The organism is Natrialba sp. PRR66, assembly GCF_034808065.1.
GTDB classification, from domain to species: Archaea; Halobacteriota; Halobacteria; order Halobacteriales; family Natrialbaceae; genus Natrialba; species Natrialba aegyptia.
Genome location: NZ_JAXHGN010000002.1, coordinates 373,522 through 389,892 on the forward strand (window position 1 = coordinate 373,522; position 16,371 = coordinate 389,892).

Annotated in this window: 12 protein-coding genes and 1 pseudogene; 8 read left to right on the forward strand and 5 right to left on the reverse strand. The window is 60.3% G+C overall.

What is annotated here, in order from left to right; translation table 11 throughout:
• Window positions 1-103: 103 nt before the first annotated feature.
• A complete protein-coding gene (locus SM755_RS08020; protein ID WP_323172206.1) occupies window positions 104-814 on the forward strand; it encodes a DUF2270 domain-containing protein in 711 nt (236 codons plus the stop codon).
• 462 nt (window positions 815-1,276) lie between these two features.
• On the opposite strand, the gene SM755_RS08025 is transcribed toward SM755_RS08020, so the two are convergent.
• Window positions 1,277-2,251, reverse strand: coding sequence for an ABC transporter substrate-binding protein (locus SM755_RS08025; protein ID WP_323172207.1), 975 nt, complete (start codon window positions 2,249-2,251; stop codon window positions 1,277-1,279).
• Between the two features lie 816 nt (window positions 2,252-3,067).
• The gene (gene rdfA, locus SM755_RS08030) at window positions 3,068-3,694 is read right to left on the reverse strand and encodes a rod-determining factor RdfA (protein ID WP_323172208.1); all 627 of its coding nucleotides are present in this window, start codon (window positions 3,692-3,694) and stop codon (window positions 3,068-3,070) included.
• 800 nt (window positions 3,695-4,494) lie between these two features.
• On the opposite strand from rdfA, the pseudogene SM755_RS08035 reads away from it, so the two are divergent.
• The 5 genes and pseudogenes from SM755_RS08035 to SM755_RS08055 all read left to right on the forward strand — a co-directional run.
• Window positions 4,495-4,656, forward strand: a pseudogene (locus SM755_RS08035) (aldehyde dehydrogenase); the annotation flags it as partial.
• Window positions 4,657-4,767: 111 nt separating this feature from the next.
• Window positions 4,768-5,568, forward strand: a complete 801-nt coding sequence (locus SM755_RS08040; protein ID WP_323172209.1) for an IclR family transcriptional regulator — start codon at window positions 4,768-4,770, stop codon at window positions 5,566-5,568.
• Between the two features lie 194 nt (window positions 5,569-5,762).
• Window positions 5,763-6,710, forward strand: coding sequence for an arginase (gene rocF / locus SM755_RS08045; protein WP_323172210.1), 948 nt, complete (start codon window positions 5,763-5,765; stop codon window positions 6,708-6,710).
• A 116-nt stretch (window positions 6,711-6,826) separates the two neighbouring features.
• Window positions 6,827-8,149, forward strand: a complete 1,323-nt coding sequence (locus tag SM755_RS08050) for an aminotransferase class III-fold pyridoxal phosphate-dependent enzyme (protein WP_323172211.1) — start codon at window positions 6,827-6,829, stop codon at window positions 8,147-8,149.
• Between the two features lie 639 nt (window positions 8,150-8,788).
• On the forward strand, window positions 8,789-9,538 hold the full coding sequence (locus SM755_RS08055; protein WP_323172212.1) for an IclR family transcriptional regulator: 750 nt from the start codon (window positions 8,789-8,791) through the stop codon (window positions 9,536-9,538).
• Between the two features lie 4 nt (window positions 9,539-9,542).
• On the opposite strand, the gene SM755_RS08060 is transcribed toward SM755_RS08055, so the two are convergent.
• Window positions 9,543-10,331: an enoyl-CoA hydratase/isomerase family protein gene (locus tag SM755_RS08060; RefSeq protein WP_323172213.1), complete on the reverse strand. Its 789-nt coding sequence runs from the start codon at window positions 10,329-10,331 to the stop codon at window positions 9,543-9,545.
• 202 nt (window positions 10,332-10,533) lie between these two features.
• Between SM755_RS08060 and SM755_RS08065 the strand changes: the two genes are divergently transcribed.
• Window positions 10,534-11,661: an acyl-CoA dehydrogenase family protein gene (locus tag SM755_RS08065; RefSeq protein ID WP_323172214.1), complete on the forward strand. Its 1,128-nt coding sequence runs from the start codon at window positions 10,534-10,536 to the stop codon at window positions 11,659-11,661.
• Between the two features lie 32 nt (window positions 11,662-11,693).
• On the opposite strand, the gene SM755_RS08070 is transcribed toward SM755_RS08065, so the two are convergent.
• Window positions 11,694-12,554, reverse strand: coding sequence for a 3-hydroxyacyl-CoA dehydrogenase NAD-binding domain-containing protein (locus tag SM755_RS08070; RefSeq protein WP_323172215.1), 861 nt, complete (start codon window positions 12,552-12,554; stop codon window positions 11,694-11,696).
• Between the two features lie 80 nt (window positions 12,555-12,634).
• Window positions 12,635-14,287: an AMP-binding protein gene (locus SM755_RS08075; protein WP_323172216.1), complete on the reverse strand. Its 1,653-nt coding sequence runs from the start codon at window positions 14,285-14,287 to the stop codon at window positions 12,635-12,637.
• Window positions 14,288-14,466: 179 nt separating this feature from the next.
• Here SM755_RS08075 and SM755_RS08080 point away from each other — a divergent pair, with 179 nt between their 5' ends.
• A complete protein-coding gene (locus tag SM755_RS08080) occupies window positions 14,467-16,167 on the forward strand; it encodes a methylmalonyl-CoA mutase family protein (protein ID WP_323172217.1) in 1,701 nt (566 codons plus the stop codon).
• The last annotated feature ends 204 nt before the right edge of the window (window positions 16,168-16,371 follow it).

Consider the following 16,371-nt stretch of genomic DNA (forward strand, 5'->3'; position numbering starts at 1 on the left):
CTCTCCCACATACCACCAACACGACGTGCGGTTCAGCACGTTTCCGGTCGACCCGATGTCTCTGTTACTTATAGCGTGGCCGTGGTGAACAACAGTAGCTACCATGAGTGGAGACACCGGAGACGATCACACTGATTTGGGTCACGGCGAACTCGGAAACGAAATCGATACCGAGATTTCGACGATGAGTGCCGTCCTCGGGGACACCTATCGTGGCGAATTGGATCGTGAGACGACCTGGCGGTCGAGACTTGACCAGACGACCACCTGGAGCGTCACCGTGATGGCTGCAATCCTCACTTGGGCGTTCTCGAGTGCCGACAATCCACACTACATTATTCTGATCGCTGTCCTGGTCGTAACGACGTTTCTGATGATCGAAGCCCGGCGCTACCGTGACTACGATGTCTATCGATCGCGTGTCCGCCTGATTCAGCAAAACCTCATCGCGAACGCGCTCGATCCCTCGAGTGAACTCGAACACGAAGATTGGCGACAAAAACTGAGCAACGATTACCGGACACCCACGGTGAAAATCACGCTCCTCGAAGCCCTCCGCAACCGACTTCGGCGAATCTACCTCGCGCTATTACTCGTTCTGTTACTCGCCTGGGTCTTCCGAATTACCGCATTTGCAACTGGGGACGGCTTTCTGACTGTGGCCAGTGTTGGGACCCTGTCAGGGACCGTCGTAACGGGACTCGTTGGCGTCTTCTATAGTCTCGTGCTGGTCGTTTCACTGTGGCCTCGTGAACGCGAGGCGATGGGTGAGTTTAGAGGCGGTGATGCGGGAGAGTGGAAGGAGACGCAGTGATCCTAGTTCTCGAAGTCTTTTCCCATCGACAGACGCTCTCGGTTGGTGGCGCGGGTAGTGAACTATTGTGTCCACCACATGTGATAAATCACATTCCACTATACGAAATAGTTGTGGTATGTACTTCACAGCTTCGGAGGATAAACCAGTTTTGTGTCGACTTCTCGTTGATCCGTGGCTACTTTCACCAACCTAGAGTCGGTTTAGGCTTTCTTCGGGTACATCTATCGGACAAGTGTGTGAAAATGTGTGAGTTCTGGGGCTGCTGAACAGTGCTGTCCCTCTCGAGCGGCGGGCTCAGTGAGAGGTCAACCGGTTAGTTGGGTTGGGATCAACGCCGAGACGGTGATTTTGACACAGTCGCCCACGGTCAACATGGGCGCGAAGTTATGCGATGTACCGAAAGACAGACTGCTGTGAACCGTGTATCATGTCACTGTCCAACATTAGTTACGAGATCACTCAAAGGTCTCCAGAAACGATCTGGGCGACGCGCTCACGATCGAAGAGCGTCGCATCCTCAAACGCATTTGGATAGATGTCTTTCGCCGCTAGTTCGGTGTGATGAAAGTTGATTATCGGTCCTTGATCGAGGTACCCGGCGTTGTAGACGGCGTCGTTCTGCACCGCCCGTATATTGTTGGTGACCGAATGATCCTCCAAGGGTTCGACTACTTCTTCCCTGAACTTGGATTCGGATGCCCCTCCGTAGTTGCGTACCAGTAACGCTTCGGGATCGATTTCGAGCAAGGCTTCTGGACCGAGCGTGCCATCGTCGGAGTAACTGTAGTGGCCTATGTCCGTCTCGGCAAGTGCGCCACTCAGACCGAGATCACGCCACTGTTTGGTGCTGACACCACCATCGTCAATTCGGAATGGGTGGAACGAGGTTCCTGACCTGCCGGCTGGGTAGACGAGCAAGGCAGTTGGTCGCTGGTCGGCCGGTGGCAATCGTTCCTCGATCGTTTCGAGCATCTGCTCGTGGAGTTCAACGAACGCTTGGTAACGGTCTTGGGCCTGAAAAACTTCGGCCATCAACTCGAAAGCCTCATAGAGGCTGTAGTAGCGATAGTCGTGCCAGTTATCGCTGTGACGACGAATGAAGCTCCCGAAAAAGGGACCGAGGTTGTTCGTGATTTCTTCGATGTCCGACTCGTCCCATCCGTACCAGAGTTTCAATATGTTCGGATCTATGAAATGAGCATCGGCGTTCATGTCATAGAACAGTTCTTTATCGACATCGCTACTGACGAGATCTACGATATCATCTTGGTTATGCTTAACTCCAGGAAGAGCGTCGAAGGCTTCGTTCGCGTAACGGTCGTGGTTCTGAATCCCGAGCGTTTGTCCGCCGCCGAGTGCGAACGCCATGTCCGCGAAAGTCGGCAGTAGGGCGGTCCATCGCTCGGGTGGGCCCTCGAACTCGACTTCCCCCACTGGCTCGATTCCAGCAGTATAGCTGGTTCTATCACCAGTTCTTTGGCCCAAATCCGAAGGGTCACCATTCAGACAGCCCGCGAAGACCATGCTGCCAACCACACTACTCGTCCCTAAGAACTCTCGTCGCGTTGATTCTACACGTCGCATAACGCTATATTTTAGGATAGCCTAAAAATACCTTTCGAGGTTCGACAGCATCAGAGCTGCTTACGATCCAGCAAGCGGAAGTGATGAATAAATCGCGGGCTCAGTTCATGGCTGACCCTTGCAAGTCGATTTCTGACTTCTATTACCCAGCTGACTAGTATAACAATCATCACAGCAAGAGGAACGTTATCCCAGATGGAACCAGAATCTGCCCAGATACTGTCAACAAAAGGCGTGCTGAAGACACAGTGGATGAGTGCAACAAGAGACGCTATTCCTTCGGAGCGGACGAACTGAATCATCCGTTAAGGCCGTCGACGTGTTCTTCGTCTGGTCCCCACTCATCACCTCGGATAACCATAATCTTCACGCGACACACTTGAGTAGCTCATCCCACATACACTACTGCTATCATGTCATATACTAGTCTATGTTCCCAATAATATAGGTTAGATTAAATACTGTCATAGATGGCGCTAATTCAACTCCTGGTTGAGGAAGGCGAATTACGAAAAGTAGGTAATCGGTGAGTGAATTCTATAACTGAAACGAGTTCAGATTGTCCTCGCTATCGGCACTACTGAAAAGCAGTGCAGACCGAATGGCACGATGGGTGTGCGGTCAGTGTGAAATCGTTTCAGGTGTTACTATCGCTCGGGACGGCGCTCACTCACAATCACAACCACCCTGGTCAAGCAGATCTCTGATGGTATACTGCTGTTTGCAGTCCTCACAGGTTACCGTCACGTTCACGAGGACGTTGAACTCGCCGATGTCGAGTACGTCGCTTCGTTCGAGCTGTGCAACCGTGTCTTCTGTCACCGCCGCCGTCCGGTTTCGGAGGGCACCGAGTTTATCCCGACTCCGTTCGAGTCGCTCCTCGTCACTCGGTGATTCGAGTGTCGTTTCGAGACAATCCGTCAGGTGGTTGTAGACCGTCTGGTGGGAGACGAAATCACTCTCCACCTCTTCGACCGGGATGGAGTCTCGCTCGAGTTCTTTTCTCGTCTGCACGCGGGTCCCGCTACTGACATCGTCACCGGTCAGGAGTCGATAGGTGTTTTCGACCTCGCCGTCCTTGTACTGGAGCCCCACTTCGTCGAGGGCCGCTTCAAGTACACGCTGATTGACGTGCGTTGCGAGATCGCGCGTGCTGTATCGTTCGTCCGTTCTATCGGTCCAGTAGCTGACGAGTTCATCGTCGAGTCCGTTCAGGTCGTACTGGTCCGTGATACGACCAACTTTGCAGCCACACGATGAACTCGCCGCTGTATCGAGAGTGCGCTCGGTCACTACTAGTGCGTAGTCGAGTCGGTCTAAAAAGCGTTCCGACCGTGGTATTTACACCAATACGGGCGTAATCGACCCCGTTTACGGGGTGTGGTCGCTGCATGATTCCCGGTGGTTTCGCACGAACGGCGCTGGCAGGACACAGGGATACTAGTTAGTAGACATCTTTCCGAATACATACGGATAGTGTCATCATGTGTGAGCCGAGAGTCAGCAGGCGGGGTTTACATCCGTAAGATTGTAAACCTCAAACGGAACTCGAGTGCAGTCGGCAGATTGTGAGTGTATCGATGTGGATTTCTCGCGGTAGCGGCGCTCAACCGTGTTGATACGTAGTGGATCTGTGGCGAGTGAATATACAATGGCCGCTCTCTCCTCTTTTGGCTCGACCTCCTTCAGATTCGCGTTTCTTCGCGTTCCGGTATAGTAACACCTGAAACGGTTTCCACACCGATCGCACATCCATCGCGTGATGGGGTGTACGGTGGCTTTCAGTGACCTCTCTTACTCTCATTGCGAGTGCAACTGCAGCAAACGCGTAGATTCCGGTCGATTTCGGTCGATTCGGGTGTCGTTTGCAGTCCTCAAATAAATTGCTTTCAGAGATGACTTCGTCGGCCAGTATTCTCGATATTGTTGGTACTCGTCGTCTCTCAGCGCGGGTAACGTGTAGTCTCCTCACGAAACCACGTGACACCTTGCAACCGCGGACGAGTTCTATTTCATAGTCTCAAACCGGCTATTCGTTTTTCGGGCCGAGGTTCCCCATAGCACTTCTTGACCGTCGAATTACTGCTCAAGTGTGTCTCGGTACCGAAGTACACTTGCCCTTCGTCGGAGTCAAAAAGTCCGGCAACGGTTCCCCCTCGACCCGCGAAATCATCGAAATCATCACTGAGCGTACCGCCCAAACGATGAACAATTCCAAAGGCATCCGGACAGTTCGGGGTCTCTCTCCGACATGACCACGCAGGACAACTGAACCGTCTGGGTGGGCGGAACTGCCGACCAGGGTTCCCGTTCGAAGCCGTTTGATAATCGCAAATACTTAAACATCCCATTGCGTAAACGCGGGTATGACAGCCGGTTCGACCGGGAACGACGGGCCACGCCGGATCAAATCGGTGCAGACAGCGACCGACATTATCAATGTCATTAAACAGCAACAGGGCGGTACGCTGGCCGAAATCACAGCAGATCTCGAACTGACGAAAGCGACCGTTCACACGTACCTCCAGACGCTCGTTGACTGTGGCTTCGTTACTAGGGACGGCGACCAGTATCGACTCGGATTTCAGTTCGTCACGATCGGTGAACACGTCCGGAACGAAACCGACCTCTACATGGCCGGCCACAACGAGGTCGACGAACTCGCGGAACGAACCGGGGAGTACACCCATCTCATCGCCGAGGAACGCGGCCGCGAGGTCGTCCTTTATGAGAGTCGTGGCGAGTTCGCCGTCGCGATGGACTATCATCTGCGGATGCGAGAGACGCCCCAGCATTTACACGATACTGCGGCTGGGAAGGCGATTCTCGCTCACCTCCCGGCGACGCGGCGGGACGAAATCATCGCGGATCTGGAGTTCGAACGCCAGACGGCGAATACGATTACGGACGCAGCCGAGCTACGGGAGACGCTTGCGGATATCCGGGACCGCGGATACGCGCTCAACGACGAGGAGGAAATTCGGGGGATGCGAGCGGTCGGCGCGCCGGTGCTCGGCCCGACCGAGACCGTCGTCGGCTCGGTGAGCGTAACGGGACCAACGAGCCGGCTCCAGGGAGAACGGTTCCATTCGGCGGTGCCAAAGCAGGTCATCGAAACCGCGAATCTGATCGAGGTCGCCCTCGAAACGGCACAGTTTGACCGGTAAGCGACGGTTCGGCGTGGCACGGATATCGATACCTCATTTGGTTTCCGGCGAGAGCGAACCTGTAGAGAGAAAAAAGATATATGATTGTGCCCCGGAGTCGTTCATACGATGGATATGGTTGCGATCGAGCAGGCGAGCGTCTTTCGGTCCGGTAACGTCACGAACAGAGATGAGGTCAGCGCAGGGCTAGACCGATGACGGGTGACCACGACCGGACGACTTCCCGATCGGTCCGTGTGCTCGGTGCGCCCCTCGATCTCGGTGCGAACCGGCGCGGGGTCGATATGGGTCCCTCGGCGATTCGATACGCGGATATCGAGGCTGAACTCGCTGCTGCCGGCGTTGACTGTACCGACGCCGGCGATCTGGACGTCCCTCGACTCGAGACGAGTTCAGCGGCCAGCCGGGAATCGACGGGGAACGCGAAGTACCTGGACGAGATCGGGCGCGTAACTGAAACGCTCGCGACCGAGGTCGCCGGGACGATCGACGACGGTGCGGTGCCGCTCGTTCTGGGCGGGGACCACGCGGTCGCGATGGGATCGATGTTCGGAGCGGCACGGAACGCCGAGGACGGCATCGGGGTCATCTGGTTCGACGCCCACGGCGACTACAACACGCCCGAAACCTCCCCGAGCGGGAACGTCCACGGGATGCCGCTCGCTGCGGCTCACGGTCGCGGCGAGTTCGCCGATGTCGAGTGGGCCGAAACCCCGGCTGTGAGCGAGGAAAACACCGTTCTCGTCGGGATTCGAAGCCTGGACGACGAGGAGCGAGCGGCGCTGCGTGAGAGCGAGGCGACCGTCTTTACCATGCGCGAAATCGACGAACGCGGCATTACCGCCGTCGTCGAGGATGCACTCGAAATCGCGACCGACGGCGTCGACGGGATTCACGTCAGCCTGGACCTCGACTGGCTCGACCCGACGGTCGTTCCGGGTGTCGGCACGCCGGTCCGTGGCGGCGTGAACTACCGCGAAGCCCACGCGGCGCTCGAACTCGTCGCCGAGCGCGATCGGGAGGCGGAGTTGCTGCGGTCGATCGATGTCGTCGAAGTGAATCCGATCCTCGATCGGGACAACCGGACTGCCGAAGTCGCGGCTGAACTCGCTGCGAGCGCGTTCGGGAAGCGGATTTTGTAGTCTCTCCTCCGTTTCTCTGCTTTCCTTGGCTTTTCTGTCGTCTTCTCGCGTCGGTTGTGCGTGTTTCGGGTCCAGAATCCACGTGTTTTAAGCACCCTGGTGAGTAGAACCAAGGTATGCAACGTGAGACAGCAGTGCCGAATGTAACGCAGTTGCCGGGACCGGTTGCCTCCGAGTGGGTCGAGTACCACCAGCAAGCCGCTGCGACGAGTACGTACGTCTACGACTTCGTCTGGGATAGTACCGCCGACGCCGAGGGCCCCTTCTGTACGGACCCGGACGGCAACGTCCTTCTCGATTTCACGAGTCACGTTGCCGCCGCCCCGCTCGGGTACAACAACCCGCTGATCACGGACAAACTCCGCGAGTTCGATCTCGTCGACCCCCTGAAAATTGCTGGGCAGGACTTCTACGTGAGCACCGGTGGGACGCCCGAGGAGGCCGAGCTGCCGGGACCCGCTCACCTGATGAACAAACTGACCGAGATCACGGCTCACTACGACATGGATACCGTCTTCCTTTCGAACTCCGGCGCGGAGGCGGTCGAGAACGCGATCAAGGCGTGTTATGACCACTGCGAGCAGCCGAAGTACGGGCTGACGTTCGAGGGCGCGTTCCACGGCCGAACCCTCGGCGCGCTCTCGCTGAACCGCTCGAAGTCGGTCCACCGGCGGGACTTCCCCGAACTCAGCGGCATCCACGACGTGCCCCACAGTCTCGAGGGTGTCGAACGCCTCCGAGAGAAACTCGATCCCGACCACGGCCACATTCCGCCCGAGCAGGTCGCCTTCCTGATCCTCGAACCGATCCAGGGCGAGGGCGGCTACCGCGTCCCCGACGGCGAGTTCATGCGCGCGGTCGACGACCTCTGTACCGAACACGATATTCCGATCATCGCCGACGAGATCCAGTCCGGCGTCGGTCGCACCGGCAAACTGTGGGCGTCGGATCACTACGAGTTCGAACCGGACGTGATCACGGCCGCGAAGGCGTTGCGCGTCGGCGCGACGGTCTCCCGATCTGAACTCTTCCCGGACGAGGAGTCGCGACTCTCTTCGACGTGGGGTGCCGGCGATATCATCGCCTCGATGCAGGGGACGCTCACGCTCGCCGCGATCAAGGAACACGACTTACTCGCCCACGCCGAACAGCAGGGCGAGGCGCTACTCGATCGACTCGCCGATCTCGAGGCGGCACACGAGGCCGTCGTCGACGTGCGCGGCCTCGGACTCATGACGGCGGTCGAGTTCGATACGGCGGACTGCCGAGACGACGTCGTGGACGCGGCGCTGCAGCGGGGCTTGCTCACGCTCGGTTGCGGGACGAAGACGCTTCGCTTGCTCCCGCCGCTCGACGTTCGCGATCGCGAACTGGATATTGCAATCGACCTGCTCGGGGAGGCCGTTGCTGCGGTCGAGCCTGTTTCGTCGGCGAACTGAGACTCAGCGTCGGCGGGTGTCAACAGTCTCATCTGCGACCATTTCGAACCCGATTTGAGCGGTGAGAGTTCTGCCAGTGTCCGACTCGCTACTCGTCGCGGACTTTTCGAGAGCCATCCAGGACGGGAGAAGTTCCGATATGCCGTTTTGGGCGATTCTATATATCATCATGCACTTCATCCTATTTCGTTCAATACGCTATCCGGTCGTTCATGGGGATCGCTCCCGCTAAACGATACATGGGAACGAGTGACACTCACCACTGATGAATACATGAGTACAATTGTAAATAACGCAGATGACTTCGGCTACTGGGTCAACAGACCCGTGCGTGTACGAGCGGTAACACTGAGAGACGGAATCAATTTCGGCACAGTCGGATAACCGAATACATGGCAGTACACAGTTGACAGCCGGTCTGCTTCGGAGAAGAAGTCATTCCCACTTGAGTTCGAATCCGACTCTCTCGGAAGGATATTTCCTTATGAATCCCACGTCCGGTATTGGAGAGAGGCTACCAACTCGACTCACTAGTAGTCGATTACCCTGAAAACAGGCACATCATTGACGCCGGAGCTGCCGAAACACTATCCGGCACAACCGAAACACTTCTGTGGATCGTCCGTCGTAGTCGTCGTCATGACAAACACCCCCAACCGGTCCGTCGAACGGGCCTTCAGGATCGTCGACGAACTCTCGGAAAACGGCGGCGGTCGGGCCTCCGAACTCGCGGCGCGACTCGAGATGCCGGTGAGTACCGTCCACGACTACCTGCAGGCGCTCGTCGAAACGGGGTACGTGACCGCCGAGAACAAGGAATATCGGACCTCGACGCGGTTTCTCGAGGTCGGCCACCGCCAGCGCCACCGGCTGGAGGTCGTCAAGGCCGTCCGCGACGAACTCGCGACCGTCGCCGACGAGACCGGTGAACACGTGACGCTGCTGATCGAGGAGCACGATCAGGCGGTGATCCTCGCCGTCCAGGAGGGGCCGGATGCGATCAACCTGTTCGCCTACCCCGGCGCGCGGATGCCCCTTCACGCGACGGCACCCGGCAAGGCGATGCTGGCTCACATGGACGACGGGCGCGTCGCTGAACTCGTCGATCAGGGGCTCGTCGAAGTAACATCCCGGACGGTTACCGACCCTGACGTACTACTCGAGCAACTCGAAACGGTCCGACAGACTGGCTACGCGGTCGACGAAGGCGAGCGCATCGCCGGAATGGTCTGCATTGCGGCACCGGTGCTCGACAAACGCGAGCAGATCCAGGGGGCGATCTGCGTCTGCGGTCCCGAGAGTCGCCTCGGCGAGACGCGCCGTGAGGAAATCGCCGAAGTCGTCAAGCGCGCGGCGAACGTGACGCAGGTGAATTTGGACTACGTCTGAACGCTCACCGGCCGACGAACTCGGGGTCGTCATCGCCGAAGAAGGCGTCAAGTCCGCGCTGGTAGTCCTCCGTTCGGGCCGCCGCGGCGATCGCGTCGGTTTCGGCCGCGAGCTGGGCCTCGAGTTCGCGACCGTAGCTCTCGGTCAGGAGTCGGCTCGCGGTTCCAAGCGCCCGGGTCGGCCCTGCTGCCAACTCGTTCGCGAGTTCAGTAACGTGTGCGTCGAACTCGTCGGTGGGGATGACCTCGGTTGCGAGTCCGAGGTCGACGGCTTCCTCGGGGCCAATCGGCCGGTCTCGAAGGACGATTTCCTTCGCGTTTCGGAGGCCGACGAGTCGCGGGAGGAAGAAGGTCGAGCCGCCGTCGCCGGTCAGCCCGATACCGGGGTAGGCAAAGCGCAGGGTTGTGTCTTCGCCGAGGATGAGCAGGTCGGGCATCAGCGCGAGGCTGAAGCCGATTCCGGCGGCGATACCGTTGATGGCACCGACGACGGGCGTTTCGGACTGGTGGCACTGGACGATCGCCTCGTGGGCGCGGCCGGCGAGTTCGCGGAGGCGCGCGGCGTCGGTCTCGTCGCCCTCGAGTTGGGTGAGATCGGCACCGGAACCGAAGAACTGGCCGGCGTGGGTCAGCACGATACAGCGCGTCTCCCGGTCCTCGCCGAGGGTCGTCGCGACCGAGATCAGTTCGTCGGCCATCTCGAGGGTGAGCGAGTTCCGCCCGGCCGCGCTGTCGAGCGTCACCGTCGCCACGCCGTCGTCGTGATTGACGGCAAGGTTTTCGTAGTCAGTCATGTCAGTCAGCGATTCGTGACGGTGGTGGTTAACTGTTATCGTCCGTCGAGCGCGGCACCCAGCTGCTACCGTGAGTGTTGAGCGGCGGTGATCCGAGCCGGATCTGTTTCCGACTCTCCCGGAAACAATGCATAGCGGTCGGTCCGATGGTTCGTTTCCTGAAAATCGGACACTTTAGTATCCCGCTCACGAATATTCGGCCATGGAACTGACGAGCGAACAGGAACTCGTTCGGGATACCGTTCGAGAGTTCGTCGAAAACGAGGTCGGGACCGACGTCCGCGAAGCCGACGAGACCCAGACGTTCCCCGAAGACGTGTGGGACGGGCTGGCCGAACTCGACCTGACGGGACTGACGGTCCCCGAGGAGTTCGGCGGCATGGACGTCGACGAAGTGACCTACAGCATCGTCAACGAAGAACTCGCCTACGGCCACCTCGCGGTGGCGACGGCGCTGTCGGTCCACTGTCTCGCAACGTCGTGCATCCGCGAGTTCGGGTCCGAGAGTCACCGGGAGGAGTGGCTCCCCGAGATGGTCTCGGGTCGGCCCGTCGGCGCGTTCGCCCTGTCGGAACCCGACGCCGGCTCGAACCCGGCGGAGATGACGACGGAGGCCGTCCGCGAGGGCGACGAGTACGTCATCAACGGCAAGAAACAGTGGATCACGAACGGGGAGCGGGCGGGCGTGGTCGTGCTGTTCGCGAAGACGGACCGGGACGATCCCGAGACGGTCACCCAGTTCCTGATCCCGAAGGACACGGCGGGACTCGAGGTCGGCAAGAAGGAGGACAAACTGGGCCTGCGAGCGAGCGACACGACGACGCTCATCTTCGACGACGTGCGGATTCCGGCCGAGAATCGGCTGACCGAGGTCGGATCGGGACTCAAGGCCGCCTTTTCGATCCTGACCGGCGGCCGAATTGCGATCGCGAGCCAGGCGGTCGGCGTGGCGCAGGCGGCGCTCGACGCCGCGACCGCGTACGCGAACGAACGCGAGCAGTTCGGCCAGCCGATCATCGAGCACCAGGCGATCGGCCACAAGCTCGCGGATATGCAAACCGATGTGCAGGCGGCTCGCCTGCTCACGCGAGACGCCGCGCGCAAGAACGAGGACGGCGTCGATCCGACGGCCGCGGCCATGGCCAAGTACTTCGCCAGCGAGGCGGCCGTCGACGTGGCCAACGAGGCCGTCCAGGTCCACGGCGGCTACGGCTACACCAAGGACTTCGATGTCGAACGCTACTACCGCGACGCGAAGATCACGACGATCTACGAGGGCACCAGCGAAATTCAGAAGAAGATCATCGCGCGCGAGCTGAAGTCGCGCTGAGTTGCGCCGCTTTTACAGTCGCAGCGGCTCTCTCAGTCGTACTCGTAGAAGCCCCGTCCCGCTTTCTTGCCCAGCTCGCCCGCCTCGACCTTGCGCTTCAAGAGGTAGGCCGGCTGGTACCGATCACCGAGTTCATCGTGCAGCGTCTCCGAGGCGTGCAGGCAGATGTCCAGGCCGATGTGGTCGGCCAGGGTGAGCGGACCCATCGGAACGTTCGTTCCGAGTTCCATCCCCGCGTCGATGTCCTCCTTCGTGGCTACGCCCTCGTCGTAGGCCCGGATACCTTCGTTGATCCAGGGCATCAGAATGCGGTTCGTGACGAAGCCGGGCTTGTCGTCCGATTCCCACGTCGTCTTCCCCAGGTCCTCGGCGAACTCGTGGGCCAGGCTGAGGGCCTCGTCGCTCGTCTTCTCGCCGACGACGACCTCGACGCCGTCCATAATCGGAACGGGGTTCATGAAGTGCAGGCCGACGACTCGCGCCGGCCGGTCGGTCGCGCTCGCGATCGAGGTGATCGAGATCGTGCTCGTGTTCGTCGCCAGCAGCGTCTCGGCACCGACGATGTCGTCGAGTTCGGCGAAGATCTCGCGTTTCACGTCGAGTTCTTCGAGCGCCGCCTCGACGACGAGGTCGCAGTCAGCGAGGTCGTCGAGGTCGGTCGTGCCCTCGATTCGGTCGCGGATCACGTGGGGGTCGTCCGGGAGGGCGTCCCGGTCGTCGAGGCGGCCGAGGCTCTCGTCGATCGAGTCGAAGCCGCTGTCGACGAACTCCCGTTCGATGTCGCGCATGACGACCTCGTAGCCGTTCGTCGCGGCGACCTGTGCGATGCCGTTGCCCATCGTCCCCGCGCCGACGACGCCGACGCGGTCTACCGTCTCCGGGGTCCGGTGCATACGCAGTCTCTGCTGCCACGAGCAGTATAAGTGTGCCGACTCGCCGGCTGAGCGAATCGACCGCGCGAACGCGAGGGAAGTTAGCCGTGCTGTGCCTGTTCCTGCTCGCGGAGTTCGATCCGCCGAATCTTCCCACTCGAGGTTTTCGGCAACTCGTCGGTGAACTCGATCCGGCGGGGGTACTTGTAGGGTGCCGTCTCCGCTTTCATGAACGCCTGCAGTTCGTCCGTGAGCTCCACGGTCCCCTCATAGCCGTCGGCGAGGATCACGTAGGCTTTGACGACGCTCCCGCGCTCCTCGTGTGGACTCCCGACGACGGCCGCCTCGGCGACCGCGTCGTGGCTGACGAGCGCGTCCTCGACTTCGAAGGGACCGATCCGGTAGCCCGAGGAGATGATGATGTCGTCGGCTCGTCCCTCGAAGAAGAAGTAGCCCTCTTCGTCCCGTCTCGCGAGGTCGCCCGTCCGATAGAACTCGCCCGAGAGCTTCTGCTCGTCCAGATGGGGTTTCTCGTAGTAGCCGTCGAAGATCGCCGGCGAGTCGACGGGCACCGCGATTTCGCCGATTTCGCCCGCCTCGACTTCCACCTCGTCGTCGACATCGATGATGGTCGCGCCGACGTCCGGCGTCGGCTTCCCCATGCTGCCGGGCTTGACATCGATCCCCGGATAGTTCGACACGAGCGCGACCGTCTCGGTCTGGCCGTAGCCGTCGCGCGGGGTCACCCCCCAGGCGTCCTCGATGCGCTCCATCGGCTCCCGATTGAGCGGTTCGCCCGCCGAAAGCGCATCGCGCACCTGGACGTCGTAGGCGTCGAGGTCCGCATTGGCCAGCATTCGGTACTGCGTCGGAACGGCACAGAGCTTCGTGACGCCCTCGGTTTCGAGCAGTTCGAGGAACGTCTCGGGCTTGAACTCGCCGTCGTAGATGAGCTGGGTCGCACCGGTCGTCAGCCCGACGCCGACCGGGCTCCAGAACCACTTCGCCCAGCCCGTTCCGGTCGTCGCCCACAGGAGTTCATCCGCGAGTTCGGTCTCGTCATCGATGTTCCACCAGTGGGGCGCGTTGACCCGATTGAAGCAGTACATCCAGCGGTGTTTGTGCAGGACGGGTTTCGGCTTGCCCGTCGTCCCGCTCGTGTAGTTGATCGACATCGGGTCTTCGGCACCGAGGTCGGGACCGTCGTAGTCGGTCGGCTGGTCGGCGAGGACCGCCTGGACGGTGGTCCAGTGAGCGTCGCTCTCGCTCTCTCCGTCATGCTCATCTGCGAGCGCAGCGTCGTCTCCGTCCAGCACGATCACCCGCTCGATCGGCGTCTTCGAGAGTACCGGCTCGACCATGTCGGTCAGCGACTCGTGGACGACGATCGTCGTCGCGTCGCAGTCGGTCGCCCTGAACTCGATGTCGTTCGCGCGCAGCATCGACGAGCAGGGGACCAACAGTGCGCCCGTCGTGAGCGCGCCGAGTTGGATCGCGAACGCGTCCGGATGGCGGGGGAACAGGTGCATCACTCGGTCGTCCTTCTCGACCCCGAGTTCGGCCAGCCCGTTTGCAAACCGGTTCATGTCGTCTCGAAGGTCGGCGTACGTCCGTTCGCTTTGCGCGCCCGTCGCATCGCGGAAGTGAACGGCGACGCGGTCGCCGAACGACTGGGCGTGCTCGGCAACGCACGCCGTAACTGTGTATGACTCGGGAATCTCCCATCCGTCCGCCGCGGTCGTATCGGTCGCCATGGACAGTAGGTATCACACCACATGTCTTTATGGTTTCGACACCGATTTCGAGCCGGCCCGATTCAACTCGGACTCGCCCTCGGTCGAAACGGTCCGAGATGGGCGTCCCCGGCGCTGGCGGACGACCGTTCAACGAGTAACAACAAGACTTTAGATTCCTGCCAGACATATCCTCACTAATGTTCGACCAGGAAGAGATAGACCGGATTCGCGAACGGCGCGAGCAGTGGACCGAGGAGACGCTCGACCCGACCCTCGACCGCCACGGCGAGCGTCGGGATCGGTTCGCGACGGTCTCGAACCACGAGGTCGACCGCCTCTATACGCCCGACGACATCGCTGAACTCGACTACGAGGACGATCTGGGGTTCCCCGGCGAGCCGCCGTACACGCGCGGTCCGTATCCGACGATGTATCGCGGCCGTACGTGGACGATGCGCCAGTTCGCCGGCTTCGGGACGGCGGAGGAGACGAACGAGCGGTTTCACTACTTGATCGATCAGGGCCAGACGGGTCTCTCGACGGCCTTTGACATGCCGTCGCTGATGGGGATCGACTCGGACCACCGGATGAGTCAGGGCGAGGTCGGCAAGGAGGGCGTCGCGGTGGACACGCTGCGGGACATGGAAATCCTCTTCGACGGCATCGATATCGGCGAGGTATCGACCTCGTTTACGATCAACCCTTCCGCAGCGGTTATCTACGCGATGTACATCGCGCTGGCCGACCAGCAGGGCGTTCCGCGCGAGGAGATCCGAGGAACGCTGCAAAACGACATGTTAAAGGAGTTCATCGCGCAGAAGGAGTGGGTCGTTCCGCCCCAGCCGTCGCTCGAGGTCGTCACCGACACGATCGAGTTCGCCGTCGAGGAGACGCCGAAGTTCCACCCGGTTTCCATCTCCGGCTACCACATCCGCGAAGCGGGATCGACGGCGGCCCAGGAGGCCGCGTTCACCCTCGCGGACGGCTTCGCCTACGTCGAGGACTGTCTGGACCGCAGCCTGGATGTCGACGAGTTCGCGCCGCTCCTCTCGTTTTTCTTCAACTCGCACAACTCGATCTTCGAGGAGGTGGCGAAGTTCCGCGCCTCGCGGCGGATTTACGCCCGCGTCATGGAGGAGTGGTACGACGCCGAGCGCGACGAGTCGAAACGGCTCAAGTTCCACACGCAGACGGCCGGCCAGTCGCTGACGGCCCAGCAGCCGCTCAACAACATCGTTCGGGTGACGATTCAGGCGCTGGCGGGCGTCTTCGGCGGCACGCAGTCGTTGCACACGAACAGTTTCGACGAGGCGCTCGCGCTGCCGACCGAGAAGGCGGTTCGAGTCGCCCTGCGGACCCAGCAGATCATCGCCGACGAGTCCGGCGCGGCCGACATTGTCGATCCGATGGGCGGCAGTTTCGCGATCGAGAAGCTCACGAACGAGATGGAAGCCGAGATCATGGCCTACCTCGAGGAAATCCGGGAGATGGGCGACGGGTCGATCCGCGACGGCGTTCTCGACGGGATCGAGCAGGGGTACTTCCAGCGAGAGATCCAGGACTCGAGCTACGAGTACCAACAGCGCGTCGAGCGCGGCGAGGAGGTCGTCGTCGGCGTCAACGAGTTCACGATCGAGGAGGATACGTCGCCGGAGATCCTCGAGATCGACGAGACGACGCGGGATCGGCAACTCGAGCGACTCGAGCGGGTCAAGCGCGAGCGCGACGACGAGGCGGTCGAGGCGGCGCTTGCGGCCCTCTCGGACGCGATTCCGACGGACGAAAACGTCATGCCGTACATCGTCGATGCGGTCAAGACCTACGCGACGATGGGCGAGATCATGCAGGTGTTCGAGGATCATCACGGTGCGTATCAGGAGGAACTCAGCCCGGTCTAATACCGATTCTACAAACCATCTGCTGTACTGATGTATTGGGGAGGAGAGAACGAAGCTGAGTACTGCCGTTGAACTCAAGACTCACCGTCACTTGCCCTTGTACGGCATTATAGTGGCGAAATAGGTGAGGAAACCGATCGTGAATGAACGACAGGATGAGTGAACGGAGAAACGATCAGAGTCGGGTCGAGACTCCTTGAGGCT